General features: G+C 65.3%; 22 protein-coding genes and 1 riboswitch. Of the genes, 10 read left to right on the top strand and 12 right to left on the bottom strand.

Annotated features, from left to right (window positions below):
- Positions 1–48 precede the first annotated feature (48 nt).
- The 3 genes from mgrA to EU805_RS13745 all read left to right on the top strand — a co-directional run bounded on the left by mgrA (position 49) and on the right by EU805_RS13745 (position 3,376).
- Positions 49–1,095, top strand: coding sequence for an L-glyceraldehyde 3-phosphate reductase (gene mgrA / locus EU805_RS13755; protein WP_129764556.1), 1,047 nt, complete (start codon positions 49–51; stop codon positions 1,093–1,095).
- Between the two features lie 43 nt (positions 1,096–1,138).
- The gene (locus EU805_RS13750; RefSeq protein ID WP_129764555.1) at positions 1,139–2,194 is read left to right on the top strand and encodes a sugar phosphate isomerase/epimerase; all 1,056 of its coding nucleotides are present in this window, start codon (positions 1,139–1,141) and stop codon (positions 2,192–2,194) included.
- A 69-nt stretch (positions 2,195–2,263) separates the two neighbouring features.
- A complete protein-coding gene (locus EU805_RS13745; RefSeq protein ID WP_129764554.1) occupies positions 2,264–3,376 on the top strand; it encodes a Gfo/Idh/MocA family protein in 1,113 nt (370 codons plus the stop codon).
- Positions 3,377–3,428: 52 nt separating this feature from the next.
- Here the strand turns inward: EU805_RS13745 and EU805_RS13740 are convergent, their stop codons facing one another.
- The 11 genes from EU805_RS13740 to EU805_RS13690 all read right to left on the bottom strand — a co-directional run bounded on the left by EU805_RS13740 (position 3,429) and on the right by EU805_RS13690 (position 16,290).
- On the bottom strand, positions 3,429–3,743 hold the full coding sequence (locus EU805_RS13740) for a hypothetical protein (RefSeq protein ID WP_165351952.1): 315 nt from the start codon (positions 3,741–3,743) through the stop codon (positions 3,429–3,431).
- Between the two features lie 28 nt (positions 3,744–3,771).
- Positions 3,772–7,266: a chemotaxis protein CheB gene (locus EU805_RS13735; RefSeq protein WP_165351951.1), complete on the bottom strand. Its 3,495-nt coding sequence runs from the start codon at positions 7,264–7,266 to the stop codon at positions 3,772–3,774.
- A 315-nt stretch (positions 7,267–7,581) separates the two neighbouring features.
- Positions 7,582–8,304 (bottom strand): peptidase, encoded by a 723-nt coding sequence (locus EU805_RS13730; RefSeq protein ID WP_129764551.1) that lies wholly within the window; start codon positions 8,302–8,304, stop codon positions 7,582–7,584.
- Between the two features lie 39 nt (positions 8,305–8,343).
- Complete coding sequence (locus EU805_RS13725) at positions 8,344–9,138, bottom strand: transglutaminase family protein (protein ID WP_129764550.1); 795 nt, start codon at positions 9,136–9,138, stop codon at positions 8,344–8,346.
- A 9-nt stretch (positions 9,139–9,147) separates the two neighbouring features.
- Positions 9,148–10,089: an alpha-E domain-containing protein gene (locus EU805_RS13720; RefSeq protein ID WP_129764549.1), complete on the bottom strand. Its 942-nt coding sequence runs from the start codon at positions 10,087–10,089 to the stop codon at positions 9,148–9,150.
- Between the two features lies 1 nt (position 10,090).
- On the bottom strand, positions 10,091–11,518 hold the full coding sequence (locus tag EU805_RS13715) for a circularly permuted type 2 ATP-grasp protein (protein WP_129764548.1): 1,428 nt from the start codon (positions 11,516–11,518) through the stop codon (positions 10,091–10,093).
- 31 nt (positions 11,519–11,549) lie between these two features.
- The gene (locus tag EU805_RS13710) at positions 11,550–12,335 is read right to left on the bottom strand and encodes a transglutaminase family protein (protein WP_207208110.1); all 786 of its coding nucleotides are present in this window, start codon (positions 12,333–12,335) and stop codon (positions 11,550–11,552) included.
- A 66-nt stretch (positions 12,336–12,401) separates the two neighbouring features.
- Positions 12,402–12,629, bottom strand: coding sequence for a hypothetical protein (locus EU805_RS17735; protein ID WP_242494166.1), 228 nt, complete (start codon positions 12,627–12,629; stop codon positions 12,402–12,404).
- A gap of 121 nt (positions 12,630–12,750) precedes the next feature.
- Complete coding sequence (locus EU805_RS13700; protein ID WP_129764547.1) at positions 12,751–13,065, bottom strand: antifreeze protein; 315 nt, start codon at positions 13,063–13,065, stop codon at positions 12,751–12,753.
- 65 nt (positions 13,066–13,130) lie between these two features.
- Positions 13,131–15,218, bottom strand: coding sequence for a TRAP transporter fused permease subunit (locus tag EU805_RS13695; RefSeq protein WP_129764546.1), 2,088 nt, complete (start codon positions 15,216–15,218; stop codon positions 13,131–13,133).
- Positions 15,219–15,279: 61 nt separating this feature from the next.
- Entirely contained in the window at positions 15,280–16,290 is a 1,011-nt protein-coding gene (locus EU805_RS13690; RefSeq protein WP_129764545.1) for a TAXI family TRAP transporter solute-binding subunit, read from the bottom strand.
- A gap of 175 nt (positions 16,291–16,465) precedes the next feature.
- Between EU805_RS13690 and EU805_RS13685 the strand changes: the two genes are divergently transcribed.
- From EU805_RS13685 to EU805_RS13660, 6 genes are all read left to right on the top strand, one after another.
- Positions 16,466–17,062, top strand: a complete 597-nt coding sequence (locus EU805_RS13685) for a copper chaperone PCu(A)C (protein WP_129764544.1) — start codon at positions 16,466–16,468, stop codon at positions 17,060–17,062.
- A gap of 112 nt (positions 17,063–17,174) precedes the next feature.
- On the top strand, positions 17,175–17,627 hold the full coding sequence (locus EU805_RS13680; RefSeq protein ID WP_129764543.1) for a c-type cytochrome: 453 nt from the start codon (positions 17,175–17,177) through the stop codon (positions 17,625–17,627).
- 165 nt (positions 17,628–17,792) lie between these two features.
- Positions 17,793–18,272, top strand: a complete 480-nt coding sequence (locus EU805_RS13675; RefSeq protein WP_129764542.1) for a TspO/MBR family protein — start codon at positions 17,793–17,795, stop codon at positions 18,270–18,272.
- Positions 18,273–18,309: 37 nt separating this feature from the next.
- Complete coding sequence (locus tag EU805_RS13670; protein ID WP_129764541.1) at positions 18,310–19,785, top strand: AMP nucleosidase; 1,476 nt, start codon at positions 18,310–18,312, stop codon at positions 19,783–19,785.
- A 137-nt stretch (positions 19,786–19,922) separates the two neighbouring features.
- Entirely contained in the window at positions 19,923–20,213 is a 291-nt protein-coding gene (locus tag EU805_RS13665) for an HU family DNA-binding protein (RefSeq protein WP_129764540.1), read from the top strand.
- A 110-nt stretch (positions 20,214–20,323) separates the two neighbouring features.
- Positions 20,324–21,220, top strand: a complete 897-nt coding sequence (locus EU805_RS13660; protein WP_129764539.1) for a DMT family transporter — start codon at positions 20,324–20,326, stop codon at positions 21,218–21,220.
- A gap of 9 nt (positions 21,221–21,229) precedes the next feature.
- Here EU805_RS13660 and aroC read toward each other — a convergent pair whose 3' ends face one another.
- Complete coding sequence (gene aroC / locus EU805_RS13655) at positions 21,230–22,333, bottom strand: chorismate synthase (RefSeq protein WP_129764538.1); 1,104 nt, start codon at positions 22,331–22,333, stop codon at positions 21,230–21,232.
- Between the two features lie 141 nt (positions 22,334–22,474).
- Here aroC and EU805_RS13650 point away from each other — a divergent pair, with 141 nt between their 5' ends.
- A complete protein-coding gene (locus EU805_RS13650; RefSeq protein ID WP_207208109.1) occupies positions 22,475–23,806 on the top strand; it encodes a dicarboxylate/amino acid:cation symporter in 1,332 nt (443 codons plus the stop codon).
- A gap of 82 nt (positions 23,807–23,888) precedes the next feature.
- A riboswitch (TPP riboswitch) is annotated at positions 23,889–23,987 on the top strand.
- Positions 23,988–24,005: the final 18 nt, after the last annotated feature.

The following is a 24,005-nucleotide window of genomic DNA, read 5'->3' as shown; positions in this document are numbered from 1 at the left end:
GTCGAGATCTGCGCGTCAAGGACGTGCCCCGAAGAGAGAGCCAAGACCATGACCTATCGCCCTGCCGATGATCGCTACGACCGGATGCCCTATCGCCGCTGCGGCCGCTCGGGCCTTATGTTGCCGGCGGTCAGCCTTGGCCTGTGGCACAATTTCGGCGGCGATACCCCGCACGAGACCAAGCGCGCCATGTGCCGCACGGCCTTCGATCACGGGATCACCCACTTCGATCTGGCCAACAATTACGGACCTCCCTACGGCAGCGCCGAAGAGGCGTTCGGCGAGATCCTGCGCACCGATTTTGCGGGCTTCCGCGACGAGCTTATCATCAGCTCCAAGGCAGGCTACGACATGTGGCCCGGGCCCTACGGCAACTGGGGCAGCCGCAAGTACCTGATGGCCTCCTGCGACCAGTCGCTGGACCGGATGGGCCTCGATTACGTCGATATCTTCTATTCGCATCGCTTCGATCCCGACACGCCGCTGGAGGAAACCATGGGCGCGCTGGCGGATATCGTGAAATCCGGCCGGGCGCTCTACGCGGGTATCAGCAGCTACAACACTGAAAAGACCCGCGAGGCGGCGGCGATCCTGAAGGATCTCGGCGTGCCGCTGCTGATCCACCAGCCCAGCTACAACATCTTCAATCGCTGGGTGGAAACCGACGGGCTGAAGGACACGCTGGCCGAACTGGGCGTGGGGTCCATCGCCTTCACGCCCTTGGCCCAGGGCATGCTGACCAAGAAGTACCTCGGCGGCATCCCCGAGGACAGCCGCGCGGCACAGGACAAGTCGCTCGACCGCGGGCTTCTGACCGAGGATGCCCTGAATTCGGTGCGCGCGCTCAACGAATTGGCCGAGGCCCGGGGGCAGACGCTGGCGCAGATGGCCATCGCCTGGGTCCTGCGGGGGCAGGGGATCACCACGGCGTTGATCGGCGCCAGCAAACCCTCCCAGATCGAGGATTGCGTGAAGGCCGTGGAAAACCTCGACTTCACCCAAACCGAACTGGCAGAGATCGACGCGCGGGCGGACGACAAGGCGATCAACCTGTGGGCGGGCTCGTCGCAGTCCGACAATGCACCCGAAGGTTGAGAGGGGAGGACGAACGGCCTAGGCTGATGCGAGGGAGGATATCATGAAGACCATCAAGGGACCGGCGCTGTTTCTGGCGCAATTCGCGGGCGACAAGGCGCCCTTCGACAGCTGGGACGGCATCACGCGCTGGGCCGCCGACTGCGGCTACAAGGGCGTTCAGGTGCCAAGCTGGGACGCGCGGCTGATCGACCTGCAACAGGCGGCTACATCCAAGGATTACTGCGACGACTGGGCTGGCCGCGCCCGAGAGAACGGGGTCGAGGTGACGGAACTGTCGACGCACCTGCAGGGCCAGCTCGTCGCCGTGCATCCTGCCTATGACCTGGCCTTCGACGGCTTCGCGGATCCAAGCGTGCACAATGATCCCAAGGCCCGGCAGGAATGGGCGGTGGACCAGGTGCGGCTGGCGCTCGATGCGTCGGCCAACCTGGGCCTGACGGCGCAAGCGACGTTTTCCGGCGCCTTGGCCTGGCCGTATGTCTACCCCTGGCCCCAACGCCCCGCGGGGCTTGTCGAACAGGCCTTCGACGAGCTTGCCCGCCGCTGGCGCCCGCTTCTTGACCACGCCGAGGAGCGGGGCATCGACCTGTGCTACGAGATCCACCCCGGCGAGGATCTGCACGACGGCGTCACCTTCGAGATGTTCCTCGACCGGGTGGGCCAGCACGCCCGGGCCAAGATGCTCTACGATCCGTCGCACTACGTGCTGCAATGCCTGGATTACCTCGACAACATCGACATCTACCGCGAACGGATCGGCATGTTCCACGTCAAGGATGCGGAGTTCAATCCGACGGGCCGGCAGGGCGTCTACGGCGGCTACCAGTCGTGGGTCGACCGGGCCGGGCGCTTCCGGTCGCTGGGTGACGGACAGGTCGATTTCGGGGCGGTCTTTTCCAAGATGGCGGCCAACGATTTCGACGGCTGGGCCGTGGTGGAATGGGAATGCGCGCTCAAGCATCCCGAGGACGGCGCGCGCGAAGGCGCGGCCTTCGTCAAGGACCACATCATCCGAGTCACGCCGCATGCCTTCGACGACTTCGCAGGCAGCGGGGCGGACGAGGCGATGAACGCGAAGATGCTGGGGCTCGGCTAAGGGGGTGCGTTCTCTGGGGCTCTGCCCCAGACCCCGGGATATTTGAAGCCAGAAGAAGATGGAGTTGCGATGAGACGTATCAGACTGGGCATGGTGGGGGGCGGCCAGGACGCGTTCATCGGGGGCGTGCACCGGATCGCGGCGCGGATCGACAACAGGTTCGAGCTGGTCGCGGGGGCGCTGTCCTCCAGCCCCGAACGGGCGCAGGCGTCGGGGCGTGCGCTGGGGCTGGATCCTGCACGGACCTATGACGACTTCAAGGCAATGGCCAAGCGCGAGGCGCGGCTGAAGGACGGGATCGAGGCGGTCTCCATCGTGACGCCCAATCACATGCACGCGCCGGTGGCGAAGGAGTTTCTCAAGCGCGGGATCCACGTGATCTGCGACAAGCCCCTGACCGCCACGCTGGCCGAGGCGAAATCGCTGGTGAAGGCGGCCGAGAAATCCGACGCCCTCTTCGTGCTGACGCACAACTACACGGGCTATCCGCTCATGCGGCACGCGCGGCAGATGATCGCGAATGGCGATCTGGGCACGATCCGCGTCGTGCAGGTCGAATACGCACAGGACTGGCTGGCAGAGACCCCCGACCCGGACAACAAGCAGGCGGCCTGGCGCACCGATCCCGCGCAGTCGGGGGCGGGAGGCTCGACCGGTGACATCGGCACCCATGCCTACAACCTCGCGCGCTTCGTGACGGGGTTGCCGTTGGAAGCGCTTGCCGCCGATCTTCACAGTTTCGTGCCGGGGCGCGAGCTCGACGACAACGCTCACGTCATGCTCCGCTTCGAGGGGGGCGCGCGGGGCATGCTCTGGTGCAGCCAGGTTGCGACAGGATCGGAAAACCGGCTGACCCTACGGGTCTACGGCGACAAGGGCGGAATCGAGTGGGGGCAGGAGAATCCCAACGAGATGCGGTTCACGCCCTACGGCGAACCTGCGCGGATCCTGACGCGGGCGGGGGCCTCCGGCGCGGACCAAGGCACGCGTATTCCCGGGGGGCACCCCGAAGGTTACCTGGAAGCCTTTGCCACGATCTATTCCGACGCCGCCGATGCGATCGAGGGTAAGGGCAAGTCACCCGCCCTCTATCCGACGGTGCAGGATGGGCTGGAAGGCGTGGCCTTCGTCGACGCCTGCGTGCGGTCATCGAAACGAAACGCGGCCTGGGTGACCCTCTAGAGCTTGGTCGAAAACGACGACCGGTGGCCCGGCGGGCCGCCGTGTCGAGACGTCAGTTGCGTGTCACCGGCAGGTCGAAAGCCTGCGCGACGTCGCTGATCCGGAACGGCTTCTCGATCAATAGGAAATCGTCGATCTCGCGGATCTCGTTGCGGTTGTAGCCGGATGCGAAGACCACGTGGACGCCGCGATCCGCCAGCGCCAGGCCTAGGTCGGTGCTCCGCTCTCCGTTGCCCAGGTTGAGGTCCAGCAAGGCATAGTCGAACTCGTGACGCTGGGCGGCTGCCGTCGCAGCCGAAAGGTTGTGCACCGTGTGCACCTGCAATCCCAGTTCCGACGTCAAACCGTCCTCGACATCGAGGGCCACGATTATTTCGTCTTCGACATACAGGACCCTAGGACGCGACGGTGTCGAAGATTGATTCATTTGGTATCTCTATCAGTGCCCCTGCCGGAACAGTGAAAACGCACGACAGCCCGATCTGTTCCCAGGAAAATTCCACCTGACCGCCAAGGCTGCCCTCGATGGTCGACTTGATCAGTTGGCTGCCAAAACCCGATTGTTCGCCGCGCGTGGCCGGAGGACCGCCTTCCTCGCGCCAGGTGAAGATGAAGTTGTCCGAATCGCCGTCGTCCTGGCGCACCCAGGACAAGGACACGGTGCCCTCGTCGATGGAGAACGCGCCGTACTTCGCGGCATTCGTGGCCAACTCGTGGATTGCCATGCTGAGCGAAAGGGCGGCACGGGCATTCACGACGATGTTCGGACCTTTCAGTTTCACCCGCTCATCGCCGTAGACATGCGTCAGTTCGGGCTTGAGCACCTCGTGAAGTTTGGCCGAGGCCCAGTTCGACTGGGTGAGCAACTTGTGCGTCTGCGCGAGCGCCTGGATCCGCTGGCCAAGCACGTCGAAGATCGGCCGGTCCACGGTCACGTCGCGTCCGGCGCGCGAGACAAGGGCCAGCACGTTGGCCAGCATGTTCTTCACGCGGTGCTGCAATTCCTGCATGACGCGCCGCAGCTCGAACTGAAGGATCACCTGTTCGGTGATGTCGCGCACGTTCAGGCCGACACCGATGAACTTTCCGTCGTGACGAATGGCGAACCAGTCGGTCTCCCAGACTCGTTCGGGATTGCCTTCCGCGGTGTTGCGCCCGCGCAATTGCTGGCCTTCGATGCGGTCTCCGGTCGCGATGACGCTTTGCGCAAGCTCGCGCATCTGGGCCGTGATCCCGCTGGACAGATCGCCGAGCTTGCGCCCGATTACCTGATCGACCGTCGTCCCCGCGAGGTCCGCAAGTTTCTTGTTCGCCCGCACGTACCTGAGGTCTTCGTCCAGCACCGCCATGGCCTGCGGGCTTGAATCGTAGAGTTCCTCGACTTCCTGCTGGTGGCGGGCCGCGATCGTGCGCGCCGATTCCGCGTCCCGGGCGAGGTTCCGCAATTCGGTCACGTCGAAGAAGGAGACCACCACGCCGCCGCTGGTATCGTCGTCCCGCCCATAGGGCACCAGGCGTGCGCTGAAGTAGCTGTCATCGGGCGTGTCGTAGTCGGTCTCCATCAATTCGTCTTGGTCGATGGTGGCGCGGCAGTCTTCGACCAGCTTGCGCATGTCGAGATCGGACCCGATGTCGTCGATCGGCCGCCCGAGGTCCGACACCTGGAACCGGAAGAGCTTCTGCGCCTCGGGCGTGAAGCTGCGCAACTTGAGGTTCGCATCCAGGAAGATCGTGCTGACCTTCGTGGCGCGGATGAAATTGGCCAGATCGCTGTTGGCCTCGCGGACTTCGGTGATCTTGAGGTTCAGCTCGTCGTTGGTGGTCGTCAGCTCCTCGTTCGCGGATTGGAGTTCCTCGTTCATCGACATCATCTCTTCGTTGGAGCTCTTGAGCTCCTCGTTCGATGTCTCGAGTTCCTCGACTGCTGCGCGGACCTTCTCGCGGGCGTCGTCCAGATCGGCTTCCAACTCCTGGATGTAGGCGGCCGTGTTGGCGTCGATACGACCTTCCGCGCCTGCGTTCGGCACCGCCTCGGAGAGGGGCGCCTCGTCGATCAGCACGATGTTCTGCCCATCGTAGAGCCGCCGCCGCGTCAGCTTGACGTGGCTGGTCTCTCCCCACAGCTTGGCGTCGAATTCCAGCGTGGTGTTTTCCGAGCCTTCGGTCTCGCGGTTCAGGATGCGCCGCAGGGGCTTCTCCAGTTCCTTGCGGATCAGCTTGTCCACGTCGAGCTGCGGACGCCCCGCCGCCACCACCAGGTACTTCGTGGCCGCGTCGGATGCGTAGACCAGTTCGCCGGTCTCGCTGACCACGAGGTAGGCGGGCGAGATCACGTCGAGCAACTCGTCGGTGAACGGGTGAGAGGCCATGTGGCGCGCGTCCGGCACGGAGGCCTGTACTACGACGGGGTCGCTGTCGGCGGCGGTGGCCGCGGCTGTCGGAAGTTCCAACCGGCGCGCCTCGCCCGGGCAGCGGCGGTAGATGCGGTTCTGCCGCGAGACGTCGTCGAACAGGCCGTCCGCGTTGACCGTCATCTCGGAGGTGCCCAGCACCAGGATCCCGCTTTCGCGCAGCGCGTAGTGGAACACCTTCATGGCGCGTTCCTGGAAGGCCTTGTCGAAGTAGATCATTACGTTGCGGCAGGAGATCATGTCCAGCTGACTGAACGGCGGATCCCGGGTCAGGCTCTGGACCGAGAACTGGACCATGGACCGCAGACGCTCGTTCACCGCGTAGCTGTCGCTTTGCCAGTCGAAGTACTTGTGCAGGAACTCCGCCGGCACGTCCTCGACGATGGTGTTGAGGTAGCGCCCGCGCCGCGCCACGCCCAGCGCCGCTTCCGAGATGTCCGTGGCGAAGATCATCACGTTGGGCTTGGCGTTGCTGCGCTCCATCGCTTCGCTGACGAGCATGGCGATGCTGTAGGCTTCCTGACCCGACGAACATCCGGGTACCCAGATCCGCAGTTCGTCGTTGCCGGTCTTGCCGTCCAGCAGTTCCGGCAGGATCCTGTCGCGCAACTCGTCGAAGACGGCCCGGTCACGAAAGAAGCGGGTGACGCTGATCAACATGTCGCGGAACAGGCGATCCGCCTCGTCGTGATCGCTGATGAGCACCTTGAGATACTCGGCAGGTTTCGTGACGCCCAAGACTGCCATGCGCACCGCGATGCGACGCAGCAGGGTGCCGGGCTTGTAGCCGCTGAAGTCGTGGCCGGTGCGATACTGCACGTGCCGCATCGCCCGGTCGATGAAGGTCCGGTCCGACAGTTCCTCGGAGGGAATGCCGCCCATGCAGTCGAAGTAATCGTTCAGCACGGAGAACATGTCGCCGGTCGGAAGGACGAAGTCGGCGCACCCGGATTCCACGACGCTGCGCGGCATTCCGTCGTATTTCGCTTCCGACAGGGCCTGGGCGAAGACCAGCCCGCCGTGTTCCTTGATCACTTGCGTGCCGTGGGTGCCGTCGCTGCCGGTGCCCGACAGGACGATGCCGACGGCGCGTTCGCGCGAATTGCGTGCGAGCGAGACGAAGAATTCGTCGATCGGGCGCCGGCGTCCGCGCGGAACCTCGAAGTCGCGGGACCGCAGCTGGTCGTTGGCCACCGTCAGCGACTGGCCGGGTGCGATCAGGTAGATCTGACCGGCTTCGATCGATAGCCCGTCTTCGGCCATGCGAATGGGAATGCGGGTGCGCTTTTCCAGCAGTTCCTTCAGCAGGCTGTCATGATCGGGATCGAGGTGCTGGACGATCACGATGGCAAGGTTCTGATCGTCGGGCAGCGCATCGAGGAACCCGCGAAGGGCCTCCAGCCCACCGGCGGACGCGCCGATGCCGACGATGACGGGGGCGCTGTCTTCCCGGCTGGCGAGAGGGAATGATTCGGTCATGCAGGCTCCGCCAGCGGTTGTCGTTCGAGTGCGTGAAATCATGCGACTTGGTTAGATGGATAGGACAGCTGATACGCTTGCTCAATATCCCACAGGTTGCCGTGCTTTTAGACCATGCCCGTTATTCGGTGACAATCGCCGTCGTAAGGGAGGGCCCGGCGGCGGCTTCCTCGTGCCATTGGCGAAACCGCCGGGATTGGCCTGTATGGCGGCGACTCCAGACAGGGGAACGTCCCGACGTCCGACTTGGCGCCGTGTCGCACCACCCTTCGCCGCCCGCTTATCCACTATGGCGGCCAAGCTCCCGGACCTGCCCTAGAGATCGTAGTCGGGCAGGGACAGGAAGGACTCGCGCAGCGCCTTCGACCAGCCTTCGGCGATCTTGCGATAGACCGGATCGTTGAGTTCGACCCGCTTGCGGACCTCGATGTCGAAGCTGTCCTTGCGGTAGCAGAGGATATCGAAAGGCAATCCCACCGAGAGGTTCGATTTCACCGTGGAATCGAAGCTGACGAGCAGCAGCTTGACGGTATCGGTGAAGGTCATTTCGGGGTCGTAACCGCGCACGAGGATCGGCTTGCCGTATTTCGTCTCGCCGATCTGGAAGAAGGGCGTCTCGTCGGTCACCTCGATGAAGTTGCCTTCGGGGTAGACCATGAAGATCGTGGGTTCGCCGCCGCGGATCTGGCCGCCGACGATGACGCTGGCGCGGAAGCGATCGACGCCGGTATCGTTGGAATAGGCGATCACCTCGCGCAGGGTCGCGCCCACCAGCCGCGCGACCTGGAACATCGTGGGCTCCGACAGGATCGAGGGGTTGCGGTCCACCGCGTGCTTGGAGCGTTCCTCCAGCAGCGAGATCAGCGACTGCGTGGTGGCAAGGTTGCCCGCGGTCATGATCGTGATGACCCGCTCGCCTTCGACTTCCCAGCTGAACTGCTTTCGGGTGGTCGAGAAATTGTCCACGCCCGCGTTGGTGCGGGTGTCGGACATGAACACGAGGCCTTGGTTCAGGCGCAGGCCGACGCAATAGGTCATGGGAATTGGGTTCCGTAAGGTAGCTCTTGGGTGTCAGGCTTACTGCTGGACCTGTACCGATACAACGAGCGATTCGACACCGGCACCGCGCCTGATCCCCCGCACCGGCGCACAGTCGCGTGCGTCCAGACCCACGGCCAGCCGGACGTAGCGGTCGTCGGGGCTGATCCGGTTGCTGACATCGAAGCCCACCCAGCCGAGGTCCGGCAGATGTACTTCCGCCCAGGCGTGGCTGGCGGTCTGGTCCTCGCTTTCGTTGAGCTTGAGATAGCCCGACACGTAGCGCGCCGGCAGGCCGTTCAGCCGGGCGGCCGACAGCATGATATGCGCATGGTCCTGGCAGACCCCGGCCGCACCTTCGAGCGCCTGGGCCGCGGTGGTGTCGGAATAGGTGATGCCGGCCTTGTAGGGGACCGCACTCAGGATCTCGGCGCTGAGTGCATGCAGGGCGGCGACGGAATGGTCGCCCTCGATGTCGCGGGCCAGCATCCTGATCCGCTCGTCCGGTTCGGTCATCGGCGTCTGGTGGCGAAAATGCCAGAGCGGGGCCACCCCGTAGACCGGGCCCAGGACGCCGGCGGTGTCGGCCGTCTCGACCTCTCCGCGCGCGGTCACCGACAGCACCGTCGTGCCGCGATCCACCAGCACGAGGTCCGTCCGGTTGCCGTGATGATCGTCGTAGGTCAGTTCCACCGTGCCGCCTTCGACGCTGACCTCCCAGGTCTTGACCCGCTGCATCCGGTTGTCGATCGGACGCAGGTGCAGCCGTTGCAGCGCGTAGGAGACAGGCTGGTCGTAGGTGTATTCGGTCGTGTGCTTGATCGTCAGATCCATGGCGCGGTCCTATCCGGTGAACTGGTAGTCCTGTTCGATCAGGCGACCCAGCGCGTTGTTGTCCCGGATGAACCCGGTAATGAACTGGTGCAGGCCCTCCTCGAAGATCGAGGAGATCTCGCGCCCGCGCAGGTTTTGGAGCATCTGGTCGGCGTGGTCATGGCTCTTGTGCCGCACGCCGTATTCGCGTTCCAGGTAGCCCAGGTTCTCGCAGGTCTGCTGGAGCGAGAACAGCAGGCTGCGCGGCAGGCGGGAATCGAGGATCAGGAACTTCGCGACCGAGCTTGCGGTCATGTCGTCCTCGTCCAGCCAGCGGAAGGCGCGGTGCGCGCTGACCGAGCGCAGGATCGTCTCCCACTGCACGTTGTCGAGGGACGAGCCCACGAAACTGGAGGACGGCAGCAGCGTGTAGTATTTCACGTCGATGATCCGCGCGGTGTTGTCGGCGCGTTCGATGAAGGTGCCGAGCCGGGCGAAGTCGTAGATGTCGTTGCGCAGCATCGTGCCGTGCAGCGCACCGCGCACCAGCGCCGACTGCTGACGGATCGTGTCGATCATCGCGGGCAGTTCGGTGTCGACGATCGGTTCCGCCAGAAGGTCCTTGAGGGACATCCAGTTGTCGTTGACGGCTGTCCAGACTTCGGTGGTCAACGCCGTGCGCACGGTGCGGGCGTTGTCGCGCGCCGATTTCACGACCGAGAGCACCGAGGAGGGGTTGTCGCTGTCGCGCAGCAGGAAGTCGATCACGTCGGCGGCTTCGAAACCGTCGTACTTGCGGCTGAAGTTCTGCGCGGCCCCCGCGGTGGTCGCGACGGATTTCCATTCGTTCGACTTGCCCTGGCTGCGGGTCAGCGCGATCCGGAACCCGGCCTCGATCAGGCGGGCGGTGTTTTCGGCGCGTTCGAGATTGCGGAACATCCAGTAGAGTCCGCCAGCGGTCTTTCCAAGCATATCAGTCCTCCAGCACCCAGGTGTCCTTGGTGCCGCCGCCCTGGCTGGAATTCACCACGAGGCTGCCTTCCTTCAGCGCGACCCGCGTCAGCCCCCCCGGCGTGATGTCCACGCCGCGCGGGCTGACCAGCGCGAAGGGGCGCAGATCGACGTGCCGCGGGGCCAGCCCCTGATCCACGAAGATCGGCACGGTGGACAGCGACAGGGTGGGCTGCGCGATGTAGTTGTTGGGGCGCGCGCGCAGCTTGTCGGCGAAATCCGCCAGTTCCTGCTTGCTGGCAGCTGGGCCCACGAGCATGCCGTAGCCGCCCGATCCGTGGACCTCCTTCACGACCAGTTCGGAAAGGTTGTCGAGCACGTAGGACAGGCTCTCGGGCTCGGAGCAGCGCCAGGTCTCGACGTTCTTGAGGATCGCGGCTTCGCCAGTGTAAAATTCCACGATGTCGGGCATGTAGCTGTAGATCGCCTTGTCGTCGGCCACCCCGGTGCCCGGCGCGTTGGCGATGGTGATGTTGCCCGCGCGGTAGACGTCCATGATCCCCGGCACGCCCAGCATGGAGGACGGGTTGAACGTCAGGGGGTCGAGGTACTCGTCGTCGACCCGGCGATAGAGCACGTCGATCCGACGGTAGCCTTCGGTCGTGCGCATGGCGATATGCCCGTCCATGACCTTCAGGTCATGACCCTCGACCAGTTCCGCACCCATCTGGTCGGCGAGGAAGCTGTGCTCGAAATAGGCCGAGTTGTAGATCCCCGGTGTCAGCACGGCCACGGTGGGCTTGCCCCGGCATCCCGAAGGTGCGCAGGCCGCAAGGCTGCGGCGCAGGGACTTGGGGTAGTCGCTGACCGGCTGCACCTTGATGCGGCTGAAGATCTCGGGGAACATCTGCAGCATCGTCTCGCGGTTCTCGAGCATGTAGCTGACGCCCGAGGGCGTGCGGGCATTGTCCTCGAGCACGAAGAAGTCATCCTCTCCGGTGCGGACGATATCGGTGCCGACGATATGGGTGTAGACGTCACCCGGGGGCGAGAAGCCCATCATCTGCGGCAGAAAGGCGTCGTTGTTGGCGATCAGCCCCTGCGGAATGCGGCCTGCGCGCAGGATTTCCTGCCGGTGATAGATGTCGTGCAGGAAGGCGTTGATCGCCCGCACCCGCTGGTCGATTCCCTTGGACAGCTTTTGCCACTGGCGTGCGGAGAGCACGCGCGGAACGAGGTCGAAGGGAATGAGCCGCTCCTGCGCGGCGCTTTCACCGTAGACGTTGAAGGTGATGCCGGTGCGGCGAAAGAACGCCTCGGCTTCCGCCGATTTCGATTCCAGCCGCGCGGGATCCTGACGGTCGAACCATTCGCGGTAGGCGGCATAAGGCGGGCGCACGCCGGAGGCCGGGTCGACCATCTCGTCGTAGAACTTTGAAGAATTATTCATTTCAGTGACCTTAGCGCGTCTTTTGAGGCACTCAATCCTTTTTAGCCGCCGGCGTGACCGAGACCGATTGTGCGACAAATTTGAGCGCGCCGAACCCGGTCAGGAACGAAACGTCAGCCGCATCGCGCCCGACGCCGCAGACGACCATCCGGTCGGGGGTGGACATGCCCGACGGATCGACGAGGTGCCAGCCGCCATCGAGGTAGACCTCGGCCACGGCGTGAAAGTCGGGTGGCGTCACCTCGGGCGAATAGACCGAGACGATCCGCGCGGGAATGGCGCTGCAGCGGCACAGGGCGATCAGCAGATGGGCGTAGTCGCGGCAGACCCCGCGACGGCTGTCGAACGTGTCCTGCGCCGTCGTCTCCGAATTGCTGGCGCCGTTGTCGTAGGTCAGGTTCGCGGTGATCCAGTCGGACATCGCCTTGACCTTGGCGCCCCCGTCGAGATGCGCGAAGTCGTCGAGGAAGTCCTCGAAGCCCGAGGCGCGGCAATAGCGCGAGGCCATCAGGTACTTGACGTCCTCGGCGTTGAGCTGAAAGTTCGGGGTGCGCGGCAGGGAGGCGATGTCGGCGCCGGTCCGTTCGACCGCGACACGCGCCTCGTAGGTCAGGTCCAGCCGATCCTCGACGTCCATCCAGATGCGGCTGCCGATGCCTTCTTCGCCCGCGATGTCACGCCAGGTGACGTGATCGGGCACATCGAAAAGCTCTTCGGTGACGACCTGGTGGGGGTCGGTCATGGCGCGGATCTGCAAGAGCACGGTCGTGCGCTGCGGGACATCGTAAGTCAGCTGAACGCGAATGTGGCAATCCACGGCGGGTCCTGTCCTGGGTCGGGGAAGTCGTTCAGGACTTACCTCGATCCCGGCAGGCGGCAAGCGTCAGATGTAAAGAATGTCGCGGAACACGTGGTGCACGATCCGGTCGCGGGACAGGCCCATGCGGGCAAGCTCGGCGTCCGACTTATCCTGCAACGCCTCGATCTGGGCGCTGCGGTCGTGGCTGTCCGCGTAGGTTTCCATCGCGGCGGCAAGTCCATGCAGCGCACGCATCAGCGCGTCGGTCGTGCGGGTCTTCAACGTCGGTGTCATGAAGGTCGTGGCGGTCATGAGAGTCCTTTCCCGGTGCATCGCACCGTAATCTGTCATCCTCCCTGACCTATCTATGACGCCCGCCGCGGTGCAGCACCACCGACGATGCCGCAACCCCGCGTCCCGCCATGCGAAGGGCTCAGCGCAGTTTGAAGCCGCGTCGCCCCAGGCGATGCGCGTTGGCGCGGGTCTTGGCCCGAAGCGGCTTCACGGCGGCCTGCATGATCTGATCGGGACGTTGACCGCTCATCGCGGCCAAGCCAGCGGCCTGCGCGGAGCGGGTCAGTGCCTCGGCCTTTTCGGAGACCATGCGCGCATTTTCGGACTTGGTGACGGACCACAGGCCGCCCATGCCCATCATGCGCATGGCGATGACCATCTGCGCCTCGGTCAGCATCAAGCCGACCTCCATATTCAGCTCGATCAGATCGAAGGGGGTGACGGCGCGCGGCATGAGGCAGGACCTTGGCGGGGGATCCGCCACTGGAAGGTATGCTGCACCGCAGAAAAGGGAAGGGGTCAGGCGCGGACCGGCGCTGCGCTTCGGCGGCTAACCGCCAGCAGCGCAAGGGTAGCGACGACGCCCACGACATTGATCACCAGGTGGCCGGGCCAGAGGCACGCCAGTCCCGCGGCCAGAGCGACGGCCCGCAAGGGCAGCCTCAGCCGCGCTTCCATGCAGCCCTGCAGGCCCGCCGCCAGCGCGTAGACACCAACGGTCGCAAAGCCGAAGACCGTCAGCACTTCCCCCCAGTCCCCGCTCAGCAAGGGCGTATAGGCAAAGAGCACCGGCACGATGTAAAGGCCCTTGGCCAGTTTCCAGCTCGCGACACCCGTCGCCATGGCAGGGGCCCGCGCGATGGCGGCGGCGGTGAAGGCCGCGAGGGCCACGGGGGGTGTCACGTTGCTGTCCTGGCTCAGCCAGAAGACGATCATGTGCGCCGAGAGCAGCGCCGCCGTCGCCGCCGCCGGGCTGACGACCAGATCGCGCAGGGGGGAGGCGACCTCCAGAGGCAACCCGTTGATCAGGGCCGTGGCCTCTCCACGGGCCATGGGGGCCATGATTGCTTCCATCGCCTGGGGCGCCCCCAGCATGAGGACGGCGCGGGCGGTCTCCGGCAGGTTGCCCGCCACCAGCGCGTCGATCACGAAGCGGTCCGCGATCATCCCCGCCAGCGCCGGGGCGGAGAGCGTGGCCAGAACGATGTAGGCGGCCGTGACCGGCAGGCCCATGCCCAGGATCAGGCTCGCCAGGCCGATCAGCACGATGGCGACCAGGATATTGCCGCCCGCCCAATCGGCGATCATCAGGCTGAAGGTGTTGCCGATCCCGGCCGTGGCGATCACGTTCACGATCAGCCCCACGGCGCAAAGCAGGACCGCCGTCAGGATCATGTTGCGCGTGCCCATTGCGAGCGCTTCGAAGACCGCCCGTGGCCCCATCGGATTGGCCGTGAGCCAGCTCGACGCGATCACGGCGAGAATGCCGAAGACGGCGGCGTAGGTTGGTGTGTATCCCGCCACCAGCATCCCGATCAGAAGCGCTATGGGGATCACGAAGCTCGCTCCGCCGCGACGGAAGGCGCTGCCGAGAGTCTGGCCGGTGTTCTCCATCGGGGGCAGGTCCGCGCGTTTGGCCTCGATCCGGACGAAGAAGGCGACGGAGAGGAAGTACAGCAGCGCGGGCAGGGCGGCGGCGGCGATGATCCGCTCGTAGGGGATCTGCGTGAAGGCGGCCATGACGAAGGCGCCCGCCCCCATGATGGGCGGCATCAACTGCCCTCCGGTGGAGGAGGCGGCTTCGACCCCGCCCGCGAACTTGGGACTGAAGCCGGCCTTCTTCATCAAGGGGATCGTGATGACGCCGGTGGAAGCCGTATTGGCTACCGCGGAGCCCGAGATCGTGCCCGTCAGCCCGCTGGCGATGACGGCCACGATGCCCGGGCCGCCGACCATCTTGCCCGCCACCGCGCGCGCGAGGTCGATGACGAAATCCCCGGCACCCGAGCGCAGCAGGAAGGCCCCGAAGATGATGAACAAGAAGACATAGGTCGAAGAGATCCGCGCAATCGACCCGAACATCGCGTCGTCGCCATAGATCGAGCGGAAGGCCACCGTCTCCACGCTCAGCCCCGGAAAGCGGAACACGCCGCCGACGAACTGGCCCCACCAGGCGACGTAGCTCAGCGCCAGCACGATCAGCGCCGGAATGATCCAGCCGGTCAGGCGACGCGTAAGCTCGATGGCGCCCGCCACGGCCACGGCGATCGCGGCCCAGTCCAGCGCACTCAGCTTCACGCCGCGGGCGTAGATCGCGGTTTCGGCCGAGGCGAGCCAGATCGCCGAGACGAGGATTGCCGTGCCGAGTACGGCGTCGGCGATCAGGCCTGCCCGGGAGTCCCTGGTGGCCGGACGCAGGGGGTAATAGAGGCACGCCAGGAGTCCGAAGAGGCCGAAATGCCAGGCGTTGCGCGTCAGCTCCGACACCACGGGGTCGAGGGCGACGTAGAGGTGCCCCAGGGCCACCATGGCGCAGATCACGCCGAGGATCGTCCCGCGCATGCCGGTAAACCGGCGCAGCGCGCCGTCGTCGCCTTCATCGGCCATCGCGATGTCCCCGCTCACTGGATGCATCGGGCGAGGCGGCCCGGCCCCGCCCGGAACCGGATCACTGACCGGGCATCAGCCGGCCGGGGATCTCGACACCCGCTTCCTGATAGTAGCGCACGGCACCGGGATGCAGCGGCAGCGGCAGGCCCGCGATGGCGGCGTCGAGGTTCATGGCGTTCGTCGCGGGGTGGATCGCCTGCAGGAAGGGCAGGTTTTCATAGATGGTCTTGGTGATCTGGTAGACGTCTTCCTCGGACACGTCGGCGCTGACGGCCAGGAAGTTCGGCTGGGCCACGGTCGTCACGTCCTCGGTCTGACCGCTGTAGGTGTTGGCGGGGATCGTGAACTCCGTCCAGAGCTCGCGCCCGCCGTCGGCCGCGGTCTGCTGTTCCGGCGTGAAGTCGAGCAGCGTGACGTCGTCGCCCGCCGAGGCGAAGAGCTGGCTGATCGCACCCACGGGCACGCCCGCCGGGATGCCGACGCCGCTGACCTGGCCGTTCTGCAAGGCCTCCGCACTCGGCCCGTAGCCGCCGTAGACCAGCTCGTAGTCGTCGACGCTGACACCCAGACCCTCCAGCAGCGCGGTGTTCGACCCCAATGTGCCGGAGTTCTGCGAGCCCAGCGCAACGGCGGAGCCCGCGAGGTTCACGAAATCCTCCATCGTGCCGGTTGCGGCCGCGTCGGAGGAGACGACAAAGTGCTCCACGTTCTGCCACAGCATAGACACCGAACGCATGTTCTCCTGCGGGCCGACCTCTTCCAGCGGACCGGTGCCCGAGGCCGCGTAATAGCCGTAAAGACCCTGCATGATTGCGAACTGCGCTTCGTCCTCGCGCAGCAGGCGGACGTTCTCACCCGATCCGGCGGAACTGATGGCCGACATGCCGATGCCCATGTCGGGCTGCAGCTTGACCTTGACCAGCGTGGAAAGCGCCACGCCGACGGGGTAGTAGGTGCCGCCCGTGGAGGCGGTCGCGAGGATGTAATCGGCGTTGTCCTGTGCGGCAAGCGGTGCGGCCCCAGCGATGGACAAGGCCACGGCGGTGGCGAACGTCGTCAGCGTCTTCATCGATCTCTCCCTGTTTCGCGTGACCCTTTTGCGGGCCATCGAAGGAAACTATGCGACAGGGGGGTGCATCGCACAAGCGTCGCGGCGCCGGGCCGCCGCCGCGTCGACATGTCCCTTGTGGTCCGCAATCGGCAGGCATACCTCCGGGCCGAACTTCTCAAGGGGACCTTGATCCATGACCTTCCTGATCCGCCTTCACGCCGGACTCGCCGCCACCCTGCTGCCGCTCGCGGCCATCGCGCATGACTACAGCGCAGGCGATCTCTCCATCGCACATCCCTTCGCCCGCAGCGTGCCGGCCACGGCGCAGACCAGCGCGGGCTACCTGACGATCGAGAACACCGGTGACACGCCCGATCGCCTGATCGCCGTTGAAGCCGACTTCCCGCGGGTCGAGATCCACAACGTCACGACCGGCGACGACGGCATGACGATGATGGAAAAGCAGGAGAACGGGATCGAGATCGCGCCCGGCCAGACGCTGGCCCTGTCCCCCGGCGGATATCACGTGATGTTCATGGGTCTGGACGACACCCCGCTCGAGGTCGGCGACGAGGTGCCAGCCACGCTGATCTTCGAGCGCGCCGGATCGGTCGAGGTGGTCTTCAACGTCGAGGACGTCGCGGCCAACGGGACTGCGGACCACGACAACATGGACCACGGCGAGATGGACCACGGGGACATGGATCACGACGATATGCACCGCGACAACATGGATCACGACGGCATGGGCTCCGACACGATGGAGCCCGACGCCGCGGCCTCGGAGTAATTCCGCGTCACGGCACATCGCGGCGCGGCGACAGGTCGTCGCAGCACTGGACCCCGAGCGGGAAACGGCTACTTCATCGTCACACGCATATTCGTCCACCCAGGAGGACATCATGAAGATCACCACGCTTGCCGTCGCCATGACGGCCCTTGCCGCTCCGGCCTTCGCGCAAAGCGCCGTCGAAGCCTCTGGCGACGCGGCGGAAGGGGAGCAGCGGTTCCAGCGCCAATGCATCGCCTGCCACGTCATCCAGGACCCCGAAACCGGCGAGGTTCTGGCCGGTCGCAGCTCTCGCGTCGGGCCAAATCTTTACGGGGTCGCGGGCCGCCAGTTGGGCACCGTCGAGGGGTTCAACTACAGCGATGCCCTCGTGGAACTGGGTGAAACCGGTCAGGTCTGGACCGAAGAGGCCTTCGTCGGCTACGTGCAGGATCCCACGGGCTGGCTGCGCGAGGAACTCGATGACCGCCGCGCGCGCGGCAAGATGGCCTATCAGGTGCGCGACGAGCAGGACGCCTACGATCTTTATGCCTATTTCGCGACCTTCGGGGCGGAGGCGCAGTAAGCATCACCGGGGTCGGCCCGGTTCGCTTGCATCGAACAGCAAGGGCCGTGTCCGAAAGGGCGCGGCCCTCTGTCTTGATAGCCCCTGCATATCTGCCCGGCAGTCAGGCTGGACGGTCGGTCGGACGCGCCTAGGTAGCGATGCGCACCAGCAAGGATATCCGTCGTGAGCCTGACCCTGTTCTTCATCTTCCTCGCAGCCAGTGCCGCGGCGGCGTCGACAGGTGTGCTTTTTCCCACCGGGGAATGGTACAAATCCTTGCGCAAGCCCGCCTGGACGCCACCGAACTGGGCTTTCCCGGTGGTCTGGATCACGATTTATCTGCTGATCGCCTTCGCCGGCGCGCGGGTGGCGATGGTCCCTGGGGCCGGGCTCGCCATGGCGTTCTGGGCGGCGCAGATCGCGCTCAATGCGGTCTGGACGCCGGTGTTCTTCGGTCTGCGGCATTGGCGTGCGAGCCAGGTCGTCGTGGTGTGCCTTTGGGTGGCGGTACTGGGCGCGTTGGTCACGCATATCATGATCGACCTCTGGGCCGGGCTGGCCTTCGTGCCTTACCTTCTGTGGGTGACCGTCGCGGTGGCACTCAACCGCAAGGTCGTCACGCTCAATCCCGGTCAAAAACCGCTGGAGATTCACAAGCTCTAGGGTTGCAAGCGGCGCGCGGTGCGTGTCCTGTCGCGGCATGACCGACACAGCCGCCATCCGCACGCCCGACGTGCCCGCACCCGAAGCCTTCACCGATGCGAAGGCAGCCGTCGCGCGATTGATCTCACTTTACGACACGGCCGCCGGGTTCCTGACCGAACACTTCCAGCACGCGCTGGAAACGGGCCGTACGGAGGGTCGCGTGCGGGCTTTCTATCCGCAGGTGCGCCTGACGACGACGAGTCACGCGCGGCTGGACAGCCGCCTGTCCTTCGGCCACGTGGCGGAGCCCGGGACCTATGCCACCACGATCACGCGGCCCGATCTCTTCGCGAACTACCTCGAACAGCAGTTGGGGCTGTTGATGGCCTGTCACGAGGTGCCGGTGACGGTCGGCGTGTCCGACACGCCGATGCCCGTGCATTTCGCCGTCGCGCGCGACGAGCGGATCGTCGTCCCACAGGACGGTGCCGCCGATTTCACGCTGCGCGATGCCTTCGATGTCCCGGACCTGTCGACGACCCACGACGCGATCGTCAACGGCGCGGGGTTCCACTTTCCCGACGGCGCGCGCCCCCTGGCCCCCTTCACCGCGCAGAGGATCGACTACTCCCTGGCCCGCCTGTCGCATTATACCGCGACCGACGCGGCGCATTTCCAGAACCACGTCCTGTTCACCAACTACCAGTTCTACGTCGAGGAATTCGAGGCCTACGCCCGCGCGGCCCTGGCCGATCCCGACAGCGGCTACACCTCCTTCGTCGCCCCCGGCAACGTCGAGATCACGCAGGCCGACACGCCGCTGCCTACGACCGTGAAGACGCCGCAGATGCCGACCTATCACCTCAAGCGCGCGGGCGGGGCGGGGGTCACGCTGGTCAATATCGGGGTCGGCCCCTCGAACGCCAAGACGGCCACGGACCATATCGCCGTGCTGCGTCCGCACGCCTGGCTGATGGTCGGGCACTGCGCAGGCCTGCGCAACAGCCAGCGGCTGGGCGATTTCGTGCTGGCCCACGCCTACCTGCGCGAGGATCATGTGCTCGACGACGACCTGCCGGTCTGGGTCCCGATTCCCGCGCTGGCCGAAATCCAGATCGCGCTCGAGGACGCGGTCGAGGAGGTCACGGCGCTCGAAGGGTTCGAGCTCAAGCGGATCATGCGCACGGGCACCGTCGCCACCATCGACAACCGCAACTGGGAGCTGCGCGACCAGTCCGGCCCCGTGCAACGGCTGAGCCAGTCCCGGGCCGTGGCGCTCGACATGGAAAGCGCCACCATCGCGGCCAACGGGTTCCGCTTCCGCGTTCCCTACGGCACGCTGCTTTGCGTCAGTGACAAGCCCCTGCACGGAGAGCTGAAGTTGCCGGGCATGGCGACGGATTTCTATCGCGGTCAGGTGGCGAACCACCTCAAGATCGGGATTCGCGCGATGGAGAAATTGCGCGAAATGCCGCTCGAACGCATCCACAGCCGCAAATTGCGCAGCTTCGAAGAGACCGCCTTCCTGTGAAATTGGACAAAACCCTTAAAAACAGGGGATCCGACGGGATTTGGGCTTGTCAGGCGCGACTATTCTTGGTGGTCTGCCACCACATGACGTAACACCCATGGCACCGGCCGTTCGCGGCGCAAACAAAAGGAAACAACATGGCAGTCAAACCGATGACCAAGGCTCAGCTTGTCACCAAGCTGTCCGAAAAGACCGACATGGACAAGAAGTCCGCGACCGCAGCTCTCGAAGCCGTGACCGACATCATCACCGAGGAAGTCTCCTCTGGCGGTGCCGTGACCCTTCCCGGCGTCGGCAAGATCTACTGCCGCGAGCGCCCCGAGCGCATGGTGCGCAACCCCGCCACCGGCGAGCAGATGAAGAAGGACGCCGACAAGGTGGTCAAGATGACCATCGCCAAGGCGCTCAAGGACAGCGTGAACGAGTAAGCACGCGTTCCATCGCATCGAAGGGGTCGCACCGCAGGGTGCGGCCCTTTTTCGTTTCCGGACAGCCGCGACATCTTGTGATTCCGGATCCGTCTGCGCAGGGTCCGGCCATGGACATCAAAGCGATCTTTCTGGGCGTGGCCTTTGCCGCGATGTGGTCATCGGCCTTCACCTCGGCGCGGGTCATCGTCGAATACGCGCCGCCGCTCACGGCGCTGACCGCCCGCTTCGCGTTGTCGGGCATCGTCGCCTGCGCAATCGCCTTCGCCATGGGCCAGCACGCGCGGCTGACCCGCCAGCAGTGGCGGGCGGTTCTGATCTTCGGGGTCTGCCAGAACGCGCTCTATCTGGGCATGAACTTCATGGCGATGCGCACGGTGGAGGCCTCGCTGGCCTCGATCATCGCCTCGACGATGCCGCTGATGGTCGGGCTCGCGGGCTGGCTGGTCTTCGGCCGTCGCCTGCCGAAGCTCGGTACGTTGGGATTGATCGTGGGTTTCGTGGGGGTCGCCATCATCATGTCGGCGCGACTTGGTGCCGGCAGCGATCCAGTGGGCATGTTGCTGTGCATCGCCGCCGCCGTGTCGATCACCGTTGCCACGCTGGCGATGGCCGGGGCCAGCTCCGGCGGCAATCTGATGATGATCGTGGGCCTTCAGATGTGGGTGGGGGCCCTGTGCTGCGTGGTCCCGGCGGTTCTGTTCGAGACCCACAGCTTCGATCTGTCCGCCCCCCGCCTCTGGGTCGCCTTTGGCTATACGGTCCTGGTTCCGGGCGTGCTGGCGACATTGGTCTGGTTCTGGCTGGTGGATCGGATCGGCGCGGTGAAGGCCGCGACGTTCCATTTCCTCAACCCGTTTCTCGGGGTGCTGATCGCGGCCCTGCTGCTGGGGGAGGGTATCCGCGGGACCGACATGCTGGGCGTCGCGATCATCGCGGCGGGCATCCTCGCGGTGCAGCTGAGCAAACAGACCGCGAGTCCCACACCCAAGCCGCCCGCCGCCTGAAGCGGGTCGTCAGCCGATCCGGCCGCGCGCGCCGCCGGTCTGGCCGCGATCCAGCAGGATATGATCCAGAAGCACGCAGGCCATCATCGCCTCGCTCACGGGGACGGCGCGGATGCCGACGCAGGGGTCGTGGCGGCCTTTCGTCACGACCTCGGTCGGGGTGCCGTCGATCCGGATCGAGGCACGCGGCGACAGGATCGAGGACGTCGGCTTGACCGCGAAGCGCACCACCACGTCCTGGCCCGTGCTGATTCCGCCGAGGATCCCGCCCGCGTGATTGCTGGAATAGGTCAGCCCGTCTTCGCCCATGAAGATCTCGTCGGCGTTGTCGCGCCCCGTGAGGGCCGCGGCGGCCATGCCTTCGCCGATCTCCACACCCTTCACGGCATTGATGCTCATCATCGCGGCGGCAAGATCGGTGTCGAGCTTGGCGTAGATCGGCGCCCCGATGCCGGCGGGGACGCCGCGGGCCACGACCTCGATGACGGCACCGACAGAGTTATGGTCGTCCTTGCGCAGCCAGGTCAGGTAGTCCTCCCACTCTGCCGCGGCGACCGGGTCGGGGCACCAGAAGTCGTTCCGCCCGATCTGATCCCAGTCGAAGCGGGCGCGGTCGATCGTCTTCTCGCCCATCTGCACCATGTAGCCGGTCACCTGCACCCCGTGCGCGACCGTGCCGAGGGCCTGCCGCGCCACGCCGCCCGCGGCCACCCGCGCCGCCGTCTCGCGGGCGGAGGACCGGCCCCCGCCGCGCGGATCGCGCAGACCGTATTTCTGGTGGTAGGTGATGTCGGCATGGCCGGGGCGAAAGGTGTTCAGGATGTCGCCGTAGTCCTTCGACCGCTGGTCGGTGTTGCGGATCATCAACTGGATCGGCGTGCCGGTCGTCCGCCCTTCGTAGACGCCCGAAAGGATCTCCACCGCGTCGGGTTCGTTGCGCTGCGTCGTGTTGCGGTTCTGACCGGGGCGGCGCTTGTCGAGCCATTGCTGGATGTCGGCTGGCTCCAGCGGCACACCGGGCGGGCAGCCGTCCACGGTGGCCCCGAGGGCGGGGCCGTGGCTTTCACCCCAGGTGGTGAAACGGAAGAGATGACCGAAGGTGTTGAACGACATGGGCGCGCTTTCTTGTTCCGTGCCCGAGGTATCGCAACGCTGCCCCGCTGTCCAACGCGACCCGTGGCACGCAAAGATCACTTGGTGAAACGGCCGAATCCATGCAACGATTTTGTAATGGTTTCGTAAAGGAGCTTTGGCATGGCCGATTCGACCGCAGAGACGACGGGAGGGGGCGGAATGTCCCTGACGTCGAAGATCATGATCGCGATGGGCCTTGGCATCGTGGTCGGCGTGATCCTCAACACGATCGACAACGATTTCCTGAACACTCAGATTGTCGCGGGTTTCTTCGGGATGATCGGGACGATGTTCGTCAACGCCCTGAAGATGCTGGTCGTCCCGCTGGTGTTCTTCTCGCTGCTGGGCGGCGTGACCGGGATCGGCGACATCCGCGTGCTGGGCCGGGTCGGTTCGAAGAGCTTCGGGCTGTACCTGTTCACCACGGCGCTCGCGATCACCGTGGCGCTGGTGCTCGCGACGCTGATCGGGCCCGGTCGGGGTTTCGACATGACGGGGATCGACGTCAGCGGGATCAACGCGGCAGAGGCGCCGACGGTCTGGGCCGTCTTCGCCGCCATCGTTCCGACCAACCCGATCCAGGCCTTCGCCAGTGGCGAGATGCTGCAGGTGATCTTCTACACGGTGGTCCTGGGCATCGCGGTGCTGATGCTGGGCGGCCGGTCGAAACCCTTCATCGAGGCCTGCGACTACATGAACGAGGTGATGATGAAGATCGTCGACCTCGTGATGCGCGCAGCACCCTACGGTGTCTTCGCGCTGATCGCCAAGACCTTCGCCGAACAGGGCATCGGCCTTTTCTTACCGGTCCTGGCCTATGTGGTGACGTTGGTGGCGGCGCTGATGATCCACCTCTTCATCACCTTGCCGACGCTGCTCAAGACGCTGTCGGGACTGAACCCGATCACCTTCATGAGGAAGATGCGCCCGGCGCAGATCTTCGCCTTTTCGACCGCGTCGTCGAATGCCACCATTCCCATCACCTACCAATGCGCGACCGAGCGGGTGGGCTGTGACAAGAGCGTCGCCTCGTTCTGCATTCCTTTCGGGGCGACGATCAACATGGACGGCACGGCGATCATGCAGGGCGTGGCAACCGTGTTCCTGGCCAATGTCTACGCCATCGACCTTGGCCTTGCGGGCTATGTCACGGTGATCGGCATGGCGGTCCTGGCCTCGATCGGGACGGCGGGCGTGCCTGGCGTGGGCCTTGTGATGCTCACGATGGTCCTGGGCCAGGTCGGCCTGCCGATCGAGGGGATCGCGATCATTCTGGGCGTCGACCGGCTGATGGACATGATCCGAACGGCGGTGAACATCACCGGCGATGCGATCGTGACCTCGATCGTGGCCAAGGGCGAAGGCAAGATCGACCTCGCAGTCTTCGAGAACCCCGATGCCGGGATCGAGACGTCGGCGGACGCCCAGTTGCCGCACGAGGCCATCGCCTGAGCGCGATCGATCCGACGCCGGACCGGAAAGGGGCCGCCCGTCGCTGCGGCCCCTTTTCATTCCGAAGGTCCCGTCCTAGGTGTGGGGCACCTCGGGGGGCCCAATCGGGCTGAGATGCGCAAGCGGACCCGTTGAACCTGAACCGGTTAAGACCGGCGGAGGGAAGGTCCGGCATGATGTCGTCCCCAAATCCGCCCGT

Origin of the sequence: Salipiger sp. IMCC34102 (genome assembly GCF_004145405.1) — a bacterium.
GTDB lineage: Bacteria > Pseudomonadota > Alphaproteobacteria > Rhodobacterales > Rhodobacteraceae > Loktanella.
Note: the sequence above shows the minus strand (reverse complement) of the source record. Positions and strands in the feature narration are given on the sequence as shown.

Excerpts from the sequence above, each read along its gene's own strand:
- EU805_RS13690 (WP_129764545.1), bottom strand. The coding sequence starts at position 16,290 with ATGAAGACGCTGACGACGTTCGCCACCGCCGTGGCCTTGTCCATCGCT.
- EU805_RS13730 (WP_129764551.1), bottom strand. The coding sequence starts at position 8,304 with ATGACCTATTGCGTCGGCCTGCGCCTGAACCAAGGCCTCGTGTTCATG.
- EU805_RS13745 (WP_129764554.1), top strand. The coding sequence starts at position 2,264 with ATGAGACGTATCAGACTGGGCATGGTGGGGGGCGGCCAGGACGCGTTC.
- EU805_RS13685 (WP_129764544.1), top strand. The coding sequence starts at position 16,466 with ATGACCTTCCTGATCCGCCTTCACGCCGGACTCGCCGCCACCCTGCTG.
- EU805_RS13665 (WP_129764540.1), top strand. The coding sequence starts at position 19,923 with ATGGCAGTCAAACCGATGACCAAGGCTCAGCTTGTCACCAAGCTGTCC.
- aroC (WP_129764538.1), bottom strand. The coding sequence starts at position 22,333 with ATGTCGTTCAACACCTTCGGTCATCTCTTCCGTTTCACCACCTGGGGT.
- EU805_RS13650 (WP_207208109.1), top strand. The coding sequence starts at position 22,475 with ATGGCCGATTCGACCGCAGAGACGACGGGAGGGGGCGGAATGTCCCTG.
- EU805_RS13670 (WP_129764541.1), top strand. The coding sequence starts at position 18,310 with ATGACCGACACAGCCGCCATCCGCACGCCCGACGTGCCCGCACCCGAA.
- EU805_RS13680 (WP_129764543.1), top strand. The coding sequence starts at position 17,175 with ATGAAGATCACCACGCTTGCCGTCGCCATGACGGCCCTTGCCGCTCCG.
- EU805_RS13725 (WP_129764550.1), bottom strand. The coding sequence starts at position 9,138 with ATGGATCTGACGATCAAGCACACGACCGAATACACCTACGACCAGCCT.
- EU805_RS13715 (WP_129764548.1), bottom strand. The coding sequence starts at position 11,518 with ATGAATAATTCTTCAAAGTTCTACGACGAGATGGTCGACCCGGCCTCC.
- EU805_RS13660 (WP_129764539.1), top strand. The coding sequence starts at position 20,324 with ATGGACATCAAAGCGATCTTTCTGGGCGTGGCCTTTGCCGCGATGTGG.
- EU805_RS13735 (WP_165351951.1), bottom strand. The coding sequence starts at position 7,266 with ATGACCGAATCATTCCCTCTCGCCAGCCGGGAAGACAGCGCCCCCGTC.
- EU805_RS13700 (WP_129764547.1), bottom strand. The coding sequence starts at position 13,065 with ATGCCGCGCGCCGTCACCCCCTTCGATCTGATCGAGCTGAATATGGAG.
- EU805_RS13695 (WP_129764546.1), bottom strand. The coding sequence starts at position 15,218 with ATGGCCGATGAAGGCGACGACGGCGCGCTGCGCCGGTTTACCGGCATG.
- EU805_RS13720 (WP_129764549.1), bottom strand. The coding sequence starts at position 10,089 with ATGCTTGGAAAGACCGCTGGCGGACTCTACTGGATGTTCCGCAATCTC.
- mgrA (WP_129764556.1), top strand. The coding sequence starts at position 49 with ATGACCTATCGCCCTGCCGATGATCGCTACGACCGGATGCCCTATCGC.
- EU805_RS13750 (WP_129764555.1), top strand. The coding sequence starts at position 1,139 with ATGAAGACCATCAAGGGACCGGCGCTGTTTCTGGCGCAATTCGCGGGC.
- EU805_RS17735 (WP_242494166.1), bottom strand. The coding sequence starts at position 12,629 with ATGACCGCCACGACCTTCATGACACCGACGTTGAAGACCCGCACGACC.